Annotated in this window: 18 protein-coding genes; 5 read left to right on the top strand and 13 right to left on the bottom strand. The window is 25.6% G+C overall.

All coding sequences use genetic code 4. From position 1 onward, the window contains the following. Positions 1–12: 12 nt before the first annotated feature. Genes AAHM99_RS02830 through rsmD form a run of 6 tightly spaced genes read right to left on the bottom strand, consistent with a single transcriptional unit; the run spans position 13 to position 7,112 of the window. The gene (locus AAHM99_RS02830; RefSeq protein ID WP_342275248.1) at positions 13–771 is read right to left on the bottom strand and encodes a PP2C family protein-serine/threonine phosphatase; all 759 of its coding nucleotides are present in this window, start codon (positions 769–771) and stop codon (positions 13–15) included. Then, on the bottom strand, positions 761–1,834 hold the full coding sequence (gene rlmN / locus AAHM99_RS02835) for a dual-specificity RNA methyltransferase RlmN (RefSeq protein ID WP_342275249.1): 1,074 nt from the start codon (positions 1,832–1,834) through the stop codon (positions 761–763). The genes AAHM99_RS02830 and rlmN overlap by 11 nt, the downstream gene beginning before the upstream one ends. Before the next feature lie 48 nt (positions 1,835–1,882). Continuing rightward, positions 1,883–4,315 (bottom strand): RNA polymerase beta'' subunit family protein, encoded by a 2,433-nt coding sequence (locus AAHM99_RS02840; RefSeq protein WP_342275250.1) that lies wholly within the window; start codon positions 4,313–4,315, stop codon positions 1,883–1,885. A 57-nt stretch (positions 4,316–4,372) separates the two neighbouring features. Continuing rightward, a complete protein-coding gene (gene rsmB, locus AAHM99_RS02845; protein ID WP_342275251.1) occupies positions 4,373–5,626 on the bottom strand; it encodes a 16S rRNA (cytosine(967)-C(5))-methyltransferase RsmB in 1,254 nt (417 codons plus the stop codon). Between the two features lie 5 nt (positions 5,627–5,631). After that, positions 5,632–6,513, bottom strand: coding sequence for a guanylate kinase (gmk, locus tag AAHM99_RS02850; protein WP_342275252.1), 882 nt, complete (start codon positions 6,511–6,513; stop codon positions 5,632–5,634). Beyond that, positions 6,513–7,112 carry a 16S rRNA (guanine(966)-N(2))-methyltransferase RsmD gene (gene rsmD / locus AAHM99_RS02855; RefSeq protein ID WP_339033876.1) on the bottom strand — a complete coding sequence of 200 codons (600 nt, stop codon included), beginning with the start codon at positions 7,110–7,112 and terminating at the stop codon, positions 6,513–6,515. The genes gmk and rsmD overlap by 1 nt, the downstream gene beginning before the upstream one ends. A 38-nt stretch (positions 7,113–7,150) precedes the next feature. On the opposite strand from rsmD, the gene def reads away from it, so the two are divergent. The 5 genes from def (at position 7,151) to AAHM99_RS02880 (ending at position 13,406) form a co-directional block, all read left to right on the top strand. After that, on the top strand, positions 7,151–7,759 hold the full coding sequence (def, locus tag AAHM99_RS02860; RefSeq protein WP_342275253.1) for a peptide deformylase: 609 nt from the start codon (positions 7,151–7,153) through the stop codon (positions 7,757–7,759). A gap of 178 nt (positions 7,760–7,937) precedes the next feature. Further along, on the top strand, positions 7,938–9,740 hold the full coding sequence (locus AAHM99_RS02865) for a ribonuclease J (RefSeq protein WP_342275254.1): 1,803 nt from the start codon (positions 7,938–7,940) through the stop codon (positions 9,738–9,740). Continuing rightward, positions 9,740–11,413, top strand: coding sequence for an APC family permease (locus tag AAHM99_RS02870; protein ID WP_342275255.1), 1,674 nt, complete (start codon positions 9,740–9,742; stop codon positions 11,411–11,413). Before AAHM99_RS02865 ends, AAHM99_RS02870 begins: the two co-directional genes overlap by 1 nt. Positions 11,414–11,466: 53 nt before the next feature. Then, positions 11,467–12,432, top strand: coding sequence for a hypothetical protein (locus AAHM99_RS02875; RefSeq protein ID WP_342275256.1), 966 nt, complete (start codon positions 11,467–11,469; stop codon positions 12,430–12,432). Between the two features lie 50 nt (positions 12,433–12,482). Beyond that, entirely contained in the window at positions 12,483–13,406 is a 924-nt protein-coding gene (locus tag AAHM99_RS02880; RefSeq protein ID WP_342275257.1) for a hypothetical protein, read from the top strand. 73 nt (positions 13,407–13,479) lie between these two features. On the opposite strand, the gene AAHM99_RS02885 is transcribed toward AAHM99_RS02880, so the two are convergent. The 7 genes from AAHM99_RS02885 to mutM all read right to left on the bottom strand — a co-directional run bounded on the left by AAHM99_RS02885 (position 13,480) and on the right by mutM (position 20,410). Beyond that, positions 13,480–14,274: a hypothetical protein gene (locus AAHM99_RS02885; RefSeq protein WP_342275258.1), complete on the bottom strand. Its 795-nt coding sequence runs from the start codon at positions 14,272–14,274 to the stop codon at positions 13,480–13,482. Positions 14,275–14,333: 59 nt separating this feature from the next. Continuing rightward, a complete protein-coding gene (locus tag AAHM99_RS02890) occupies positions 14,334–15,530 on the bottom strand; it encodes a phosphoglycerate kinase (protein WP_342275259.1) in 1,197 nt (398 codons plus the stop codon). Between the two features lie 22 nt (positions 15,531–15,552). Then, on the bottom strand, positions 15,553–16,065 hold the full coding sequence (locus AAHM99_RS02895; protein ID WP_342275260.1) for a type II toxin-antitoxin system antitoxin SocA domain-containing protein: 513 nt from the start codon (positions 16,063–16,065) through the stop codon (positions 15,553–15,555). Between the two features lie 57 nt (positions 16,066–16,122). Beyond that, positions 16,123–17,136 (bottom strand): type I glyceraldehyde-3-phosphate dehydrogenase, encoded by a 1,014-nt coding sequence (gene gap, locus AAHM99_RS02900; protein ID WP_342275261.1) that lies wholly within the window; start codon positions 17,134–17,136, stop codon positions 16,123–16,125. A 119-nt stretch (positions 17,137–17,255) separates the two neighbouring features. After that, positions 17,256–18,155 (bottom strand): ATP-binding protein, encoded by a 900-nt coding sequence (locus tag AAHM99_RS02905; protein WP_342275262.1) that lies wholly within the window; start codon positions 18,153–18,155, stop codon positions 17,256–17,258. Next, positions 18,156–19,424 (bottom strand): replication initiation and membrane attachment family protein, encoded by a 1,269-nt coding sequence (locus AAHM99_RS02910; protein WP_342275263.1) that lies wholly within the window; start codon positions 19,422–19,424, stop codon positions 18,156–18,158. A gap of 152 nt (positions 19,425–19,576) precedes the next feature. Then, entirely contained in the window at positions 19,577–20,410 is an 834-nt protein-coding gene (mutM, locus tag AAHM99_RS02915) for a DNA-formamidopyrimidine glycosylase (RefSeq protein ID WP_342275264.1), read from the bottom strand. Positions 20,411–20,424 lie beyond the last annotated feature (14 nt).

The following is a 20,424-nucleotide window of genomic DNA, read 5'->3' on the forward strand; positions in this document are numbered from 1 at the left end:
AGCAGAGTTAGATTACTCTGCTTCAATAATAAGGATTGATAAATTATCTGTTGAGACGTTGTCTTTTGCATCTTCTATTATTAAACTTGCCTTATCTTTTAATTTTACTTTTTTATTTGCTAAAGTAGAAGCAGTTATTTCTTCATCAATATAATCATGAACACCATCTGTTGTTAACATGTATATACCTTCTTGATTTTCTACAAAATATGTATCAATTCTTAAGGTTTTTTGTGGACCTAATGCACTTGTTAAAACTTTTCAGAAAGTAACATCATTAGCCTTTTCATAAATTCCTGACATTTGAATATCTTTTCTTTCTGCTTCTGGAGTTGAGTTCCATAAATTTTGGTCCTCAGTTATTTGAAATAAATTATCATTAACTAATTTATAAGTTCTTGAGTCTCCAACATTAATAACAAATCCACCATCTTTTGTAAATAAAATAGCTGTTAATGTTGTACCCATATCTTTTGTTTCAAATCTTTCATTTGAATATTCTACCATTTCAGTCAAAATATTATTTACACAACTTCTTAATCATCTATTTATTTCTTTTTGATTAAGTTGTGAAAAATCATTTTGATTAAAATACTCAATAAATTTTTGAACAGCTAGTTTTGATGCGACCTCACCATAAGCGTGTCCACCCATTCCATCACAAACAACTCCTAGAGCTTCTCCAGTTTTTTTTGTTGCAAAATCAAGATAATCTTGATTAGTTTTTCTATAATTACCTATATCAGTAAGCATTGCACTTTTAAATTTCATTTTTTATGACACCTTCCCTTTTGGCTCTTAACTGGCCACAAGCCGCGTCAATATCTGCCCCAAATTCTTTTCTTACAATTGCAGTAATATTTTGTTTTTTTAATATTTTGAAAAATTCCTCTACTCTTGTTGATTTTCTATAAGGATTTTCTTCAACTTCATTATAAGGAATTAAATTAACATATGCATTAATACCTCTAATGATTTTAGCCAATTCTAATGCATGTTCAGGTTTATCGTTTAAACCATCAATTAGAATATATTCAAAGGTGACCCTTCTATTTGTTTGATCAACATAATATCTCACAGAATCTAATAAAACTTTAATTGGAAATGCTTTATTAATAGGCATTAATTGATTTCTAACTTCATCATTAGAAGCATGTAATGAAATTGCAAGATTTATCTGTGTTTTTAAATCCGCAAATAGTTTAATTTTTGGAACAATTCCACAAGTAGAAATTGTAATATGTCTAGCTCCAATTTCAAATCCATTTTTATCATTAATTATTTTTATAAATTTCAATACATTTTCATAGTTATCAAATGGTTCACCTATTCCCATAACTACAATATGACTAACTCTGGACCTTTTATTTTCAGGGTCATTTTTATATTTCTCTTTTAAATATAAATTCATTGTATATATTTGTCTTACTATTTCATCAACAGATAGATTTCTTTCAGTTTTTATTAATCCAGAAGCACAGAATTTGCAAGACATTTTACATCCAACTTGTGTTGTAACACAAACAGATTGTCCGTACTTTTGAGGCATAAGAACAGTTTCAATTGATTTTTTATCATCTAACATAAATAAAATTTTGATTGTTCCATCTTTAGACTCTTCAGTAACTAAGTCTTTAAGTAAATTAGTTACAAATCTAGCATTAAGAAATTCTCTTAATTCCTTACTTAAATTTGTCATATTATCAAATTTTGTTTCCATTTTAAGGTAAATTCAATCATAAACCTGTTTAGCAGAAAATTTTTTAAATCCATTTTCCACAAGAATTTCTTCTAGTTCTTGAATTGTGTACCTAAATATACTTGTTTGTTCCATAAAAATTTAACTCCAATATATATTTTATCATAGTAATAAATGTTTAATTTAAAGACTTGCTTTTTTAAGTTTTTTTCTTAAAAGTAAAAAAATGAATAAAGATATTCCAAATGTAATAGGAATTAAACAGTATGCCATAATAATAGTTCAATTATTTTTTGATTTACTATTATTTGTATTCTCAATATTTTTATTAGGCTCAATGTCTTTTTTGGAAGTCATCTTAATATTAAAATACTCTCCATTTTTATTTACAATTTCTATATTTCCAATATTATAACTATCCTTTAAAGAGAAATTATAATCACCATTTAAATCTATTAAATTAATATTACTATCATAACTTTTTAACTCATAATCATTTTTATTAAATGTTAATTTTTTATTATCAGTATTAATTTCTTTATTTATGAATTTATTGAAGGAATATATTTTAAAAGTAAAATTTTGCTTTTTATATTTAAATTCTATTTCGAAGATCCCTTTGCTTTTTGGTATAAAAGAGATTTTATTTTTTTCCCTTGTGATTAATAAGTCATTTGATGAATTTTTAATAATCAAATCATTTTCATTTATTTCATCAAAGTTTATTATATTTAGATTATTTAAAGTGTTTACTTCTGATACTACAATATTTTTATCTAGTTCAATTACACTATTATTTTCTATTATCTCAATGCTTATTTTTTCACTCACTTTTGTTATATTTGAAATTATCTCAATTTCAAATAAGCCAAGTTCTTTTGATTTAATTCAAAGTTTATTGTCTTCAAATATGGTAGTTAAAGATACATTTTTGTTTATTATAAATAATTGTTCAAAAGAGTCAGAATATAAATCAATATAATCAAATTCCCCTTTTTTAATTGTTATCTCGTTTGTCTCCAATTCAAAGTAACCGTCCTCATTAATTATTTCTATTTCAATTACTTTTTTATTTTTGGCATCAATAGAATCAATTTCTAAGAGAGTTGTTCCAACTTCTATAGTAGAAATTTTTAGAATATTTTCATTTTCATTTTTAACTTTGATATTTTCATTATATTTATAATTGATTTTTCTAAACTTCTCTCCATTTATAATAAATAATTCTTTAGTCTCATTTTTCTTAAGAGTTATTTTTTCAAAGGAAGTCATAATATCTTTAAACTCAAAATCATCTTCAGCAATATTGCTTTCATTTATAACAGAATAATTATCTAATTCATAATTCTTGTTTGTAGTTTCAAATTTAGTTTGATCTCAACTTTGCATAAGAATATTATTTTCTGATTTAATACTTGTATGACTTATTGATATATTAAAAGTTAAAATTTTGCCTCCTGGTTTTTTATATTCATACTTAAAAATTGTTGACTTATTAATTTTAAAATCATTAATGGCCTTTGAATTATTTATATCATTTAAATTAAATACTATTTCTTTTTCATTAATACTATACTTCTTAGATAGTAAGTATTTTATTTTTTTATGATTCTCATCTAAATTTTTTAATGAGCTTTTAAAATTTAAATTAAGCTCATGAAAGTCCGTATTTATTTCAGTTCCTTTAAATACTACTTTAATATTTTTCTGAATTGTTTGAGAGTTATTTTTCAATTCTACAACAGTGTTAATTAAGTTTGATTGGAATAAGTTAGCAAAGTAAATAGTTTTTATTTCAGCTCTATATGTATCAGACTCTTTAATATTTAAAAATTTAAAAAAATTGTCATCTGAATTTAATAATTCCTCTAATTTCTTACGAGAGTAATTATACTCACTATTCTTTTCTGTTTTTAAGGTATAAAAATTTTCTTCAATATCTTGAAAATAATTTTTTCTAGATATAAAATTTGTTTTTATATTTGTTAATAATAATCCTCCTCTTTCAATTCTTCCAAGTCTTTCTCCTCATACTTTATTTTTTAAGGCTACTTTATCTTTAAGAACTTCTTCACTAATAGTTCCTTGAACTAGTAATCCCGAATTAACTCCATATATTTTTTTAAACTCCAAATTTAATTTTGTATATATGAAAGTATCAGTTCATTTATCATGATAGTTATATTCTTTTTCAATTACTTTTGATTCTTGTCTTTTATCTAATTTTAGATTTAATTGAAAACTTTCAAAATTTAGATTTTCAAAATTTACATCCTCAATATCACTTTTACCAGTAGAGTTTCTTTCAACAACATTTTTAAAATTTAACTCTAAATCTGAGTCATATCAAAAGTCCTTCATATGGTCTAATTTTAGTTCTTCAAGGGAAATAAATTTATCTACTTTACTTCTATAAATTGTGCTACTATTTTTTCTTATGATTTCACTAAGTTTTTCCTTTTGATCATCTAAAAGATAATAAGGCTCCTTTTCTAAGTGATGTTCTTCTATATCAATATTTTTTATGAACAAATTTATATTTTTGATTTCTGCAACTGATGTTGATATATTACCTAAAGGTAATATTGTAAATAATAATTTTAATATTTTTATCATATAGCATTCTCCTCCTTTCTCTTTAATCGACTAATGAAAAATAAAAAATGAAAAGAATTAAATTCTTTTCATTTTACAAATATAAAATCCGTCATTATCATATTCATTTCCAAAAAATACTTTTTCATATATTTTTTTAATATCCTTATGTCTTAATAAGAAATTACTTATTTGCTCTTCATTTTCTTTCTTATTAATGGTGCAAGTTGAATACACTATTTCAGTATCTACTTTTGCACAATTATATGCTTTTTCTAGTAACTGAGATTGTAATAAAATAAGTTCTGAGTTTTCTTGATCACTATATTTTTTTAATTTAATTTCAGGCTTTTGTCTAATAACTCCATAACCTGAGCAAGGTGCATCCAATAAAATAAAATCATATTTCTCTTCTGAAATTTCCAGAGCATTTTTACATTCTAAAATTACATTTTTGACTCCTAATCTACAGAGATTTTGTTCTATTAAATGTATTTTATTTTCTTGCAATTCATACGCCTTAATTTCGCCCTTATTTTCCATTATTTGAGCAAGATGAGTTAATTTACCACCAGGTGCACTACACATATCCAAAACCTTTGAGTATGGTTTTGGATTTAATATATAAGAAGCATATCCACTTGTTTGGTCTTGAACTGTAACATAACCTTTTAAAAATATTTCTTGATTAATAATATTTTTATTAGTTAAGTAAAAATATTCAATTAGTTTTGATTTTTCTAAATTATATTTTTCCATATATTTTTCTTCAAAATCCTTTATTGATATTTTTAAGGTATTTAATCTCAAACTAATTTTACTTTCAATATTTGAATTTAAAATAAATTCCTCTGCTTTAGTTTTTGAATAATCTCCTGAAATTTTTTTATATAGTCAAAATGGAAATCCATTTTCTAGTGAAAAAATATTTTGTTTATTTTTAATATTTACTTCTCAAAGTTCCTGGTCTTCAAGTTTTTTTGAAACTTTATTTACTAATCCTGCATAATTTTTATTAATTAATTTTGCAATATTTACAGATTCATTAATAACATAGTAGGCTTTAGATTTTAAAAATTTTAACTGGTATAAATTCATTCAAAGAAGTATTTGAATTTTAAAATCTGTTTTATTTGGATCAATTATTTTATTAACTACATACTCTAAATAAATTTTGTATTGAATAGTTCCATATACCAATTTGAAAACAAAGGCTATGTCTTCTTTTGACATAGCCTTTGTTTCAATTAGATTACTAAGTAATTTATTTGAGAATTTATTATTCTTAAATACCTCAAACAAAATACTTAATGCCTCTTTTCTTGAGTTCATTATTTTTAAAATTCCTTTTGTTCAATACTAAAGAAATTAACATCAATCATAAATTGTTCCACAGTTGCTTCAACAAAACTTGAGTTTTCCAATACATTTAAATCTTGACTTGCTAGTACATGCGCATATGTTTTATTAGTTAATAACTCAACTAAATAATTTTTAAAATCAAAGTTTTCACTAATTTCTTCGCCACCTACTTTTTCAACATTTTCTTTTCAATTATTTACAAAATATTGATATTGTCCAGTAACAATCTCACTTACCTTATTTTTTAATTTAAAATATTTACTTTCACTTGGATCAATACTTAATGTATTTTCTTTTGTTAAAACTTCTTTAACTTTAGCAACAGCATTTTCAACACTATCAATTTCAATAACATATTGATATTTATGTTTTAATGGAATTTCTAATAAAGCCTTATCTAATCTTTGTTTAATAATTTCTTCCTTTTCAGTTCCACGCTTTCTTAATCTTTGCTCTAAAGCTTTTAAACTTGGAGGCATTAAAAAAATTGATACCAAATTTTCTGGTTTCTCTTTTTTTAGAACTTGTGTGGCACCAATAACTTCAATTTCTAAAACTACATTTTCTCCTTTTGCAATTTTGTCATAAACAACTTTTCTTGGAGTACCATAATAATTATTAATAAATTCTGCATACTCAATTAACTCATTGTGTTGAATTGCATCTTTAAATGCATCTTTATCAACAAAATAATAATTAACTCCATCAACTTCTTCTGGTCTAGGAGCACGAGTTGTCATAGAAATTGATTGTACTAAATTCAATGATTTGTCTTGTGCTAACTCTTTATTGATTGTTCCTTTTCCTACTCCTGATGGTCCTGATAAAATTATTATTTTCCCTTGTTTTTTTTCCATTATAAACTCTCCTTTTCTAGCCTTAAAATATAGAGATGCTTATTTTTAAAATCCTTATATTTTAAAAGATTTAGAGTCGACATTTCCCTAACATCTAACTTTAATTCCGATTCCATAATTAATATACCATAATTATTTAGCAATTGATTCTCAGAAATATATTTGAAAAATTCAGTGTAGTATTCTACTTTAGCAAATGGTGGGTCAAAAAAAATTAAATCTACACTCTTATTTATAGATGTTAAATAACTAAGCATTTTTTTATAATCAAAGTTAAATAGCTCATATTCTTCACTATTTAATCCTGTAAAATTTTTTTTAATGATTTCTAAAGCTGGTTTGTAGTGGTCATTTACAAAGGCAAACTTTATTCCTCGTGACAAAGCTTCAAGTGACAAAGCTCCACTTCCACCAAATAAATCTAAACAAATTTTGTTATCAAAAATAAAATAATTATTTAGAACATTAAACATATCTTCTTTAACTCTTGTAATTGTTGGTCTTGTATTCATTCCATCCAATGTAACTAATTTTCTACCTCTAAAACGCCCGCTTATAACTTTCATTTTAATTTTTCCTTTGCTTTTTATATTATACAAAAATAATTATTATATAATGATACTTGAGGTGTTGATTTATGAAATTAGATATAAAAAAGGACTTATTGCAATCACAATTGCCAACAAATAAATGATTGTGAAAAGATAATCAACCAGAAATTATTAGAAATAGCTCTTTAGATGTTGAATTACCCTTAAGTAAAGAAAATGACTTAGTAATGAGAAAATTAATTGATTTTGTAAGATATAGTCAAGATCCTGATTTAAATAAAAAGGAAAATGAAGATTACTTGCGTCCAGCAGTTGGGCTAGCAGCTCCTCAAATTGGAAGTAATACTAATATGTTTTTTGCAAGATTTGAATGAGATGTTGAAAATGATGATGTTGAAGAATATGCAATCATAAATGGAAAAATAACTGCAAATAGTGACCAGATTACTTATTTAAGTGATGGTGAGGGTTGCTTGAGTGTAGATAAAGACCATAAAGGTTTAGTGCCAAGAAGTTATAAAATTCAAGTTGAAGGTTATGACTGATTCAAGCAAGAATATATTGAATTAACTTTAAGAGGATACCACGCTATTGTTTTTCAACACGAATTGGAACACAATCAAGGAAAGCTTTATTATGATCGAATTAATAAAGAAGATCCCCATTATAATGAAGAAAGTTGAATAGTAATTTAGAGGTTTTATAAAACTTCTTTTTTTATTTATTTTTACTTAGTTTTTTGTATATTTAATTTACTTTTTTGCTAAAATACTATTAACTATGACTTTTAAATTATTTGGAAACGATAATACATATAATACTTTTACGTATCATTTTACAAATTTTTACATTTTAATATAAGGAGTTGAAAATATGGAAGACAAAAAACAAGAGTCTCTACAACAGGTAAAAAGCGTAGTTGCAAATTTAGAGAAAAAGATTGAAATAAAAAAATTGGCTGATAATATAAATCCGCCAAAGAAAAAAATACAGCAAGCACCCTTTCCTACTAAAGTATTTGCTTTAGGTGGTTTAGAAGAAGTTGGTAAAAATACTTACTGTATCGAATATGATAATGAAATTATTATGATTGATGCTGGGGTTAAATTTCCCGATGCTACACAATTAGGTGTTAGTGCTGTAATTCCTGATTTTAGTTATTTAGTAGAAAATAACTCAAAACTAAAAGGATTATTTATTACTCATGGTCACGAAGATCATATTGGGGGAATCCCTTATTTACTTCAACAAGTTGAAGTACCAGTAATTTATGCACCAGCTTTGGCAGCTGCATTAATTAGAGATAGATTAAAAGAATACAAGTTACAAAATAAAACAGTTGTTAGAGAATATACTGAAAATGATGTTTATTCAACAGTAAATTTCACTATTCAATTCGCAGCAGTAAACCACTCAATACCCGATGCTTTTGGAGTTCATGTACAAACACCTAATGGTGCTATTTTCTCAACAGGAGATTATAAATTTGACTGAACACCTTTAGGCCATGATGCTAATGTACAAAGATTGGCAACATGAGGAAATGATGGAATTGAGCTATTAATGGCCGATTCAACAAATGCTGAAGTTGAAGGTTATACAATTGGTGAAAGAAAAGTTATTCAAAATATTGATACACTTTTCTTAAAATCAAAAGGAAGAATTATCATCGCTTCTTTTGCTTCAAACGTTCATAGATTACAACATATTATTGAACTTGCAAATAAGTATGGTAGAAGAATTGTGGTTATTGGTAGAAGTATTGAAAGAATTATTAAAATAATTAGACAAATGGGTCATTTAAACATTAATGATAAAATGTTTATTAAACCCCATGAAATTGAAAACTTCCCTAAAAACCAAATAATGATTTTATGTACAGGAAGTCAAGGAGAACCAATGGCTGCTCTATCTAGAATATCTAGAATGGAACATCAAACAATAAAAATAATTCCTGGCGATACTGTAATTATGTCTTCATCACCTATTCCTGGTAATAGAGCTGATGTAGAAAATGTAATTAACAAACTAACAAGAATTGGTGCTAATGTTATTGAAAATAGTGGAGATAATAAAATTCATACTTCCGGACATGCAAGTCAAGAAGAACAAAAATTATTATTTACTTTACTAAAACCAAGATGTTTTATGCCAATGCATGGTGAATATAGAATGTTAAAAATCCATGGTGAAACAGCAATGAAAGTTAATGTTAAACCCCATAACGTATTTGTTGTTGCAAATGGAGATCAAATTGAATTACATAATGGTGTTGGTCAACTTGGTAAAAGAGTGCCAGCTGAGGCAGTATTTATTGATGGAAAAGATATGACAGGAAAAGCAAGTAATGTTATTAGAGAAAGAAATATTCTAAGTAAAGATGGTTTAATGGCTGTCATTATTTCAATAGATTCACAAGTTAATAAATTATCAGCTCCTCCTAGAATTGTTTCTAGAGGAAGTTTCTATGTAAGAGACAGTGGAAATGTTATTTCTGAATCAATAAACATAGTTACAAATGCCGTACAAGAAGTTCTTAAATCACCAAAGCCTACCTTTGGTGCTATTAAGAATGCAATAAAGGAATCATTATCACCTTTCATCTTTAGATATAAAAGAAGAAATCCTTTAATTATTCCAGTTATTTTAAATAAAAAAATAGAGGTTAATAAATAATGAAAACAAGAAAAGAACAATTAGGCCTTTTTTCAATAATATGAATTGGCTTTACTTTTATTGCTGGAATTACTTTTACAGCAAGTTTTAGTCAAATAGTACTTGGAGGCGATGGAACAAATCCAGAAGATGGAATAGGTCTTCATATTATTTGATTATTTTTAATAGAAGGTTTAATAGCATTTATGTGTGCTTGAGCCTTTGCCAAATTAGTTAAATATCATCCCCAAGCAAATGGAGGAGGAAGTCAATATGTTAGAACAGCATTTGGTAAATTCTGAGGATTATTAATTGGTTTTATCAACTATTCAGTTATTCCAGTAATTGGGATGGCTTTAATAGTTACAATGGTTAGAGCTAATTTTGGTCCACTTGAGCAAGTACAAACTGGTGGTTTATGACTTGTTGGTCAAGATAAAAATGGAGATTATGGACTATTTGGAGAATGAGGAAATCTATACTTAGATTTAATTGCCTTTGCTCTATACATCTTTGCAGCAACAATTATATTTTTTGGAATAAAAAAATATAAGTATGTTGGATTAATTATAGGATATATGACATGAGGAATTACACTATTATTAATGATTTTTGGTCTAACTGCTGGATTTATGAATCTAAGTTTAGGAAATAATCCTTTTGATGCTTATAAAGATCAAAAACTAACTATGAATGGTTTCACTAAAGCCTTTACTACTTGTTTCTTTGCATTTGGTGGAATAGAAACATTTATATCAACAGGTAAGAATATTAAAAATAGAGCAAGAAATATGCCAATTGCAATTATAGTTATAATGATTGCAACAACTCTTTTCTACATTGTATTCTCTGTAATTACAATGTTTGCAATTGGTGGAACATTTACTGGAAATCCAAATACTCAATTATTTCCAGACAATAATTTTTTAAGAAATTTTGGACCAATACTAATTATTATTTGTACAATCCTAATGAGATTTAATTCTTCATTACAAATAACATTATTTGGAGGTTCAACTCTTGAACCTCTATCAAGTCAAGGATACATTTCACCAATTTTCAGAAAAGAAAATAAAGAGAATGTTCCAGTTGCTGGAGTTTTAGCAACAATGGGATTATTTGTAATTTGTGCAATTATGTTCTTATTTATTCCAGATATTATTGAAGGAGCTACAAAGTCACCTTCTCCACTAAATTATGGAACAATTGCAAGTTGTGCATCAATTCTTTTAATTGCAATCTATGGAATGATTATTCCAGTTGTACTAGTTCAAGGATTTAAAAAGAAAATAAAAGTTGAAATATGAGAATACATAGCTTGATTTATTACTCTACTATTCTTAGTATTTATACTAGTTTCATACTTCATTGGATTAGCTAATGTAAAAGATGCAAATGGTAAAATTGTTATCCAAGGATTAGTAAGCAGTATCTTCCAATTAGTATACTTTGTAGGTATTGTCATATGAGCAATATTGCAATACTTCTTATACTATAAAAATAAAATGAAAAAAATGGACCCAAATTCAGAAATGGGTAAAGTTATTTCAGAATATGAAAACTTCTTTAGACTTTTAAGTGATAAAGAAATGGCAGATATTAGAGCTGAAGAAATAAAAAATGATCAAGAGTATCTAGAATACAAATTAAGTTTAAAAGAAGAAAAATTAAAAAATAAAACAGTTTCAAAATAGTCCATAAAGGACTATTTTTTTATAATATAATTAACTTATTATGGAGGAAAGCTATGAAAAAATTAATAATAATGTTAAGTGCATCTGCTGTATCAATTGCATCTGTTGCTCCAATTGTGAACTATGCTTTTTATTCTCCAATTGAAACAATTACAAAAAAGATAAGCTATAAATATGACTTTGCAAAATTCGATTGAAATAATCTACAATTCAGAGATGTTAATGGTATATCCCAAGCTGAATTAACTTCTAAGGATTTTACAAATTCATTAAAAAAATGTGTTGAAGAGATGTTTTTGGCTATTCCTGAAGAAATATCAAATGTTTATAGTATAAAAACCATTACAACAAGTTTTAATGGTTCTATGAACTATAAAAATAGCCAAGCTGAAGAATTTAGCAAAGAATTTATTGATGCAAATAAAGATATAGATGCAATGAAAATTGAAAATCATACTCTTGTTATTGAGAGATTTAATGACCCTGCTTTAGGATATTTATATTATGCTAATGTTTATGCCTCAATCAATAATCAACAAATTAGACTTTTTGGTTTAAACTCTTCTAATCCATATAAAAACTTAGATGATTTAAAAAAAGAATTTAAAAATACTTTTGAATTAGAAATTGAAAAACAGATTTGAATAGATGGATTTGATGAACAACCTTGGGGAATAGAAATACCTCAAAGTAATGCTTTTCAATTTGTAAAACAAATTATTAATTGATTTATGAGTACAGATGAAGAAAGCAAAGAAATGAGAGAAAAAGTTATAACGCATATCAATATTGAAAAAAAAGTAAAATTAGAAAAAATAGATAAACCAGAAACACTTTATCATGCAAATTTTAATGAAGAAACTCGAAGTTATTTTCCTGGAGATAAATATGCAAATAACGATGAAGTTATTGAAGAATATTTTTATATGGGTATAACAAGTAAAGAAAATGCTTTTGGTGAATACAAAATTCTTATAAAAAATACTCCAGGTAAAACAATAGAAACTATATTTAACTAATATTATTTTTGATTTTTTTAATGGTACAATTCTATTAAGGAGGTGGAAAAATGAGAGGAAATAGACAAACTTCAAGTATGAGAATGCTACTTTTAATAGGAAATTGATTTGGTTTAATTGTAGGTTTATTGTCTGCAATAGTATTTGCTTATTATCTAGCAGATCCTAATTTTGCAAATCAAATAAGCGGTGGAGATCAAACTATAATTAATTTTATTCCTATGATAGTTGCCGTAGTTGGTTTTGCTATTATAACTAATATATTCTTTTGTTCATTCATCATAAACTTTTTGAGAAAAGCTGATGACATTACATTATTAAATAATAGATATATTATCGCATTATTTTCTATTTCAATTGGTGGTTTATTTACACCTTTTGTACTAGCACAAATGCAAAATATTCCTATTAAATCAACAGTTAGTCCTAAATTTACAATATCTAAAGGATATGGTGGAAACTGTTTAATAGCTGGAACAATTGCTTTATCTCTTTATTTTGGTTATTCATTAATTTCTGCAAAACAAATATTTACTGCTGGATTAGCAGATCAAATAGTTGTTGGGATTTTATCAGGAATAGTATTGTGAGGAGTTCTAAACTGCTTATTATTTGCAACACCAAATGCAAAAGCTGCATGAGATAAAAAAGGAATAGCTTATGGGTTTATGAATTTTATAGCAATTATAAACTTAATCTTTGCTACAATTGTATTAATTTGACAATTAATATCAGCTGTTCTTACAATTTTCTCAATTCTTGGAGATTTATTCAATAAGAAAAGAGGATTCTTTGGAGCACTATTGAGCACAACATTTGCTGCATATAGAATTGCAATTCAATTATTTATTATTTACACAATAAATAGAATTATTAAAGGTATATGAGCTAAAGGTGATACTATTGAGTATCAAGATTATTCAAGACTTGCTGAAAAACAAAGAGAGTACGAAGTTAATCAAGCAGAAGCATAAAAATAATAAAAGAAAAAACCATACATATCTGTATGGTTTTTTCTTTTTAATATATAGTCTTTATATACAAAATTTAATAAATTAAATTTAACAAACTTTTTTTTATTCCCTTTTCAATCTTTTTAGAAAGTAATAAATTATCATCTAATAAGACTGCTCTATTTATAAAGCAACTATCAAAGGGTTCAGTTTTATCAGTAAAAATATTATGAATAACTGTAACGTTCAAATCTTTGTAAGAAATTAAAATATTATTCTGATTTATATAATATATTTTCTTAAAGCCCTTTTCAGTTAAAATATTTTTCTCAATATTAAATTTATGATCCAAAATTAATAATTCTTCTTTCTCATTTTGAATTACATACTTATCTTTTAATTTAACAATATCTACAATATTATAATTAATTTGACTAATAGGTTCCAAATTTTTATCTGCTATTCATATTTTATCTTGCTTTTTTATTACTAATTTATCTTCAATTTTTTTAATAATTTGTAATTCTTTGCTTACTTCATTAGAATCTAATATACTTGTTAATACCTTATTTTCTTTAATAAAGCTAACATATTTAATTCCCTCAATATTTATAAAATTTTGAATATAATCTTCAAAAACATTTAAAATTTTTATATCAGTCTTACTAATATCTTCAAAAGAGGAAACTAATGGGCTTGGATGACATAAGAAAAATCTTTCAATATCTGCTTTATTTTTTAAATTTTCTTTAAAATTTTCCTTTGAAATATAACATAAAAGATTATTACTTTTATTGGGAAGACTATCTGTAAAATAAATATTTTCTTTATCTAAAAATATATTTGTTATTCATTCAGTATTATCAATTTTTCGAGTTTTTCTTTTCAAGTAAATCACCATTCCTAATTATAAATCAAAAAAAACGGTAATAAACCGTATTTTCTTAATTATTTATTTTGAATCGCTTCTACTCCAGGTAGAACTTTTCCTTCCATATATTCTAAAGATGCTCCTCCACCTGTTGAAATATGTGTAAATTTTTCTTTAAATCCTAATTGAATGGCTGCTGCTGCTGAATCTCCTCCACCAATTAATGTAAATGAGTTTTTTAAATTAGCAATTGCTTCACAAACAGCTAATGTTCCTTTATTATAGTGTTCAAACTCAAATACTCCCATTGGACCATTTCAGGCCACTGTTTTAGCATCTTTTAAAATATCTTCAAATAGTTTAATTGATTTTGGACCAATATCTAATCCCATTACATCATCAGGTAAATCAACTCCTGATATTGTTGCGGGTGTATCTTTAAAATCTTTATTATTTGCAGAGTCAATTGGTAAAATAATTTTTCCATTAGATTTATCTAAATATTGTTTTGCTAATGCAACTTTATCTTCTTCACATAATGATTTTCCAATATTATGCCCCTGTGCTTTGAAGAAGGTATATGCCATTCCACCACCAATAATAATTTTGTCTGCTTTTTCTAATAAGTTATCAATAACTCCTATTTTATCAGAAACCTTAGCTCCACCAATTATTGCAATAAATGGATGCTCAGGTTTATCAATTCCTTTTGCTAACATTTCTAATTCCTTTTGAACCAAAAATCCAACACAACTTTCTGATATGTTTGATGCTATTCCCACGTTTGATGCATGAGCTCTATGAGCAGTACCAAAAGCATCATTAACAAATACATCTCCTAGACTAGCTCAATATTTTCCTAAGTCTTTGTTATTTTTTGATTCATATTTAACAAGTTCTCCATTTTGAACATCTTCAAAACGTGTATTTTCAAATAAGATTATTTCTCCAGCTTTTAAATCTTTAATTGCTGATTCCAATTCTTTTCCTCTAGTTTGTGATACAAATTTTACTGATTTTTTTGATATCTCTTCTAGTTTTTTTGCAACTGGTGCTAAAGTTTTTTTAACTTTATCGCTTTCTTCTTTTATTCTACTTAAGTGTGAAAATAAGACGATTTTAGCTCCATTTTCAATTAAATAATTAATAGTTGGTAATGCTGCTCTAATACGGTTATCATCAGTTATAACTCCATCTTTTAATGGTACGTTAAAATCAACTCTAACAAGAACTGTTTTACCTGATACTTGAATATCATTTAGTGTTTTTTTCATTTTTATGCTCTCCTATACTTATTTATTTTAAAACATTTTTAACTATAAAATCTATATATTCAAAAAAATTATCATTGTTTTCATTATGAAATTTTAAAATATCTTGGTCAGTAATTAAATTATTCTTACTAGGTTTATATAATTTTTTTCATGGAGTTTGTTCATGACAAATTAAAACTATATCTCAATATTTTAAATTTAATAGAAATTTAATGATCTCATAAACGATTATATTATCACTATTAAAATCATTGGCTATTTTAAGATCTTCTTTTTCATTAAAAATTAATGGTACATTTGACTTTGAATACTGAGTATGACTTTTTCATAACTTATAAATTACAGGTCCTCATTTTCAAGTTTCAAATTTTATATCAACTATTTTAGATTTAAAAATTAAAAAATAGGAATAGACAATATAAATAATTTTTTGAATTTGAATTTGAGTTACTTTATTAATATTATTTTTCAACTTAACTTTTGCTATTACATTAAGAACATAATCAATATAATCTTCTTTTGAATAAAAAAACATATTTTCACCTCAATAATAATATCGTGTAAAAATATGCTAATTGTTTGATTTTAGAAATTATAAACTTAACATGTAGTTAATTGTACGGATGAATTGTGAAGTAAATGAATTTTCATTGTCATATCATGAAAATACTTTAACTAATTGTTTTCCATCAACTTCCATAACTCTTGTTAAAGTTGCATCAAAGATTGAACCATATGTTGATCCAATTACGTCTTGTGAAACGATTTCTTTTGTACAATATTCTAAAGCTGCTCCCAGTTCAGCATCTTTTGATATTGCTGTTTTAATTGAGTTATTAATTTCATCAACTGTTGTATTTTTTGCTAATTCAACAGTTAAGTCAACAATTGATCCAGTAATTGTTGGAACACGTAGTGCTAACCCATCTAATTTTCCATTTAAGTTTGGTAAAACTTTTCCTACTGCTGCTGCTGCTCCAGTTTTTGATGGAACAATATTTCATGCTGCTGCACGCCCACGACGTAAGTCAACATGAGGTAAATCTAATAAGTTTTGGTCATTTGTAACTGCATGAATTGTATTCATTAATCCTTTAACAATTCCAAATTTTTCATCCAAAATTTTTGCTACTGGAGATAAACAGTTTGTTGTACATGAAGCTGCTGAAACTATTTTATCTTCTGCTTTAATTGTTTTATGGTTTACACCAAAAACAACAGTTTTTAGATCTCCTGTTGCTGGAGCTGAAATAATTACTTTTTTAGCTCCTGCATCAATATGAGCTTGTGACTTTTCTTTATCAGCATAGAATCCAGTACATTCTACTACTAAGTCAATCCCCATTTTTCCTCAAGGTAAGTTTTTAGCTTCTCTTTCAGCTAAAATTTTAATTTCTTTCCCATTAACTACAATTGCACCTTCTTTAGCTTCAATTTTCCCGCTCATAAATCTCCCGTGAGCTGAGTCAAATTCTAATAAGTATGCTAATGTTTTTGAGTTTGTTAAATCGTTAATTGCTACAATTTCAATATTTTTTGATAAGAATAGTTGTCTAAAAGCTAGACGTCCAATTCTACCAAATCCGTTAATTGCTATTTTTTTCATTTTTAGTCGTTTCCTTTCACGTCTTTATTTTATACCTTAAAGCGTTATTTATTAAATAAAAGCATAAAAATTTATTTCCATTTTTTCCGAGTTTTTTTTATATTATGGAAAAAAATCTATTAATATCTTTTATTTGTACCTGACATTTCTATTTCAAAAGCTAGGCCCTTTAATCTCTCAGTAAATCTTAAAGTTTTTTGTTTTTCAAATTTCTTTTCTTCAATACCTGTTACCTTTTTATTTAAGTAATAATTTTGTAATTCAGAAATTGAGAAATTAGATGTAAAATGAGTTATCATTTTATTTTCTAATCTATGATTTAAAACACCAAAGAGCAACTCATCTCTACTTCAATCACTTACAATCTCTGCTCCAATATCATCTAGAATTAAAACATCCACATTTAAACAATCATCATAAAATTTTGAAAGATTAGTTTTCTCTTGATTATTAAATGTATCTTTTACTATTTTTACTAATTTATTTACAGTAACAAAAATTACTTTTTTATCTTTTTTTGCATAGTAGTTTGCTAATCGTTTCATTAAAAAAGTTTTTCCAATCCCTGGTTTTCCATGAAGATAAAATCCCTTTCAAGAGTTAGTACTTAGGTTTTCTCTAATTTTGGTAAACAAGTTTTTTTGTTGAATATTAACTTTCGATAAATCTAGAGCTTCAATGTATTCACCAATAGTTTGAGTATTTTCTTTTAAATCATAATCTGCATATAATATATTTTTGGTAATTTTATAATCTTTATTTTCAAATATTCAATGTTTACAATTTTTACTTGTAATATAAAACACATTATTTTTGTAAACAATTTTTTGTTGTACTCCAGCTATTGGTTGTTTACAAAATTTTGATTCCTCTTCTTTATAACAATGAACATAATCGCTTAAAAATCTGCTTATAACTAAAATATTACTTTGTAATATTTCATCTGTTATATTATGCTTTTTAATTAACTCTTTAAAATCTTTATTATTTTTAATTTCTTCTAATGTTAACTGCTTCATCTAAAAATCACCTCAACCTGTTTCTTCAAAAACTAAATCTTCTTCAATTCTAATTTTATAAGTTTCTTTATTCAAAGCTTCATCTCATTTAGAATCTAATTCTATTTTATGATTTTTTTTAGATTTTCCTTTTGATTTTTGATGTGCAACTTTTAAATATTCAAAGGCTTCTAAAGCAACACTAAATCCATTTTCAGACATTGTAGATCCGATTTTATAAATATAATTGGGAATTATTTTACCTTTGTTTTTTAGGAATACAAAATCTAATAAACAATTAATTACTCCATTTCTCAATTTATATTTATTTTGTAGAATTTCAATTATTTCATTATGAATTTTATCTAATTCTTTTACACTTCCAGATTTTGAATTTAATAAAGCATACAAATATTGCTCAGGCTCTATTGTTTCCATTTCAGCTAGTTTTTTATTTTTTTGATTTTGAATATTTAATTTAGCATCAAAATCTGGAACTGTTTCACTGAATTCGTCTTTTCTAAAAATAACTTTTGAAGCTTCCTTATAAAATAGTTGACTATCAAATGAACATGTTTCCTTATCATAAATTTTTTTAATAATATTTTCAATTTCTTGTTGTGTTATATTGTATGACCCAAAAACATCTTCTACTGTTTTTTTTACAATTTTATTATTTTCACTAATTATGAAATCTTCTTTTTCTAATGATTTAATTAACTCCTTATAGTTCAATCCAGTTAACAAAGCATTAGATCTTTTTGGTTTTGCTTTAATCATTTTTTGCTCTTCATTTATGTCTTCTTTAACTTCTCCAAAAACCTCAACAAATTTAGAAGATGTATCTTTATATCCACTTTCCAATGAAACTTCTCCTTCATCTCTAAATGAGAATCTAACAAGTTCATAGTCCTCCTTACCAAGTTTAGAAACTAGGACACTATTAAAAACCTGATTTTCAAAAAAACTTGAAGGTTCCAATGGAGAATAAATATTAAATATTATAGTTTTCTTTTCCTTATTTTCTAATGTTCTTAAAAGACCTAAAGCTTCTAGTTTTTTAAAATATTTAGGTAAGCTTTTTTGAGCAATATCAGTGATCTTTGAAAGTCTAGTATCTGAAAGGTTTATTTTTTTTAATTCATTAAAAATATATGACTCATTAATTAATGAGTAGTATAGCGAAACCGCTCTAGAACCCATAATTGGTTGATATAAATAAGTTATAATTTTAAGATTTGAATTATCTATCATATTTTTTAAAATCACTTTGTAATTAAAATTATCCATTGCATACCTCTTACCCTTGTGCCTTATTAATAATAAGAAAAAAAGAAAAAAATGAAATAGATTTAATAATCTTTTAAAAATTGACTATTAAATGTTAATAAAAAATATTAAAAAACACCTTAAATAAAGGTGTTTTAAAAGTTATACACAACTTAATATAGAAATTGGCATTCTTTGCAGAAATAAGTACCTCTTCCATTTACTTTAATTTTCTCAATAATTCTTCCACAATCAAAGCAAGGCTTACCTTTTCTTGTATGTACTTTTAACTCATTTTGAAATTTTCCATCTATTCCTTGCTCTGGCTGATAGGTATCAATTGTAGATCCCCCTAATTCAATAGATCTTTTAAGTATCTTTTTAGAAGATTCTAAGATTCTTTCATAGTCTTCTAATTTAAGAGAACTAGCTCTTTTTTCAGGATGAATTTTTGAATCAAACAATATTTCATCAGCATATATATTTCCAATTCCTGAGATTTTAGTTTGGTCTAATAAGACTGTTTTAATATGCTTATTTGAACGTGACATTATATCGTGTAAATATTGCCCATTTAAAGCGCTATTAAAGGGCTCTGGACCAACCTTATTTATGGGATTTTGACTTTTAAAGGTATCTTTTTCTTGTAAATGAAAAGTACCAAATTTTCTTGTATCACTATATACCATCATTTTATTTTCACTTAACTCAAAAATAGCTTCCACATGTTTTGAGTCATATACACTATCTGAATCAAATACAAATCATTTTCCTTCCATTCTTAAATGGCTAATTAAAACTAGATCTTGTAGTTCAAAAATTATATGCTTTGCAATTCTAGATATATTATCTATTTTTCTACCCTTAAGCTTATTTTCTAAATCTTCTATCGAGATATCTGTTTTAATTAAATTTGGATAAGTTATTTTAACTTTTTTAATAATAAGATTTTTAACTTTACTATTTAAAGTTCTTACTACGGTTTCAACTTCTGGTAATTCTGGCATTATTTTAACCCTCC

Origin of the sequence: Spiroplasma endosymbiont of Cantharis lateralis (assembly GCF_964030855.1) — a bacterium.
Lineage (GTDB): Bacteria > Bacillota_I > Bacilli_A > Mycoplasmatales > Mycoplasmataceae > Spiroplasma_A.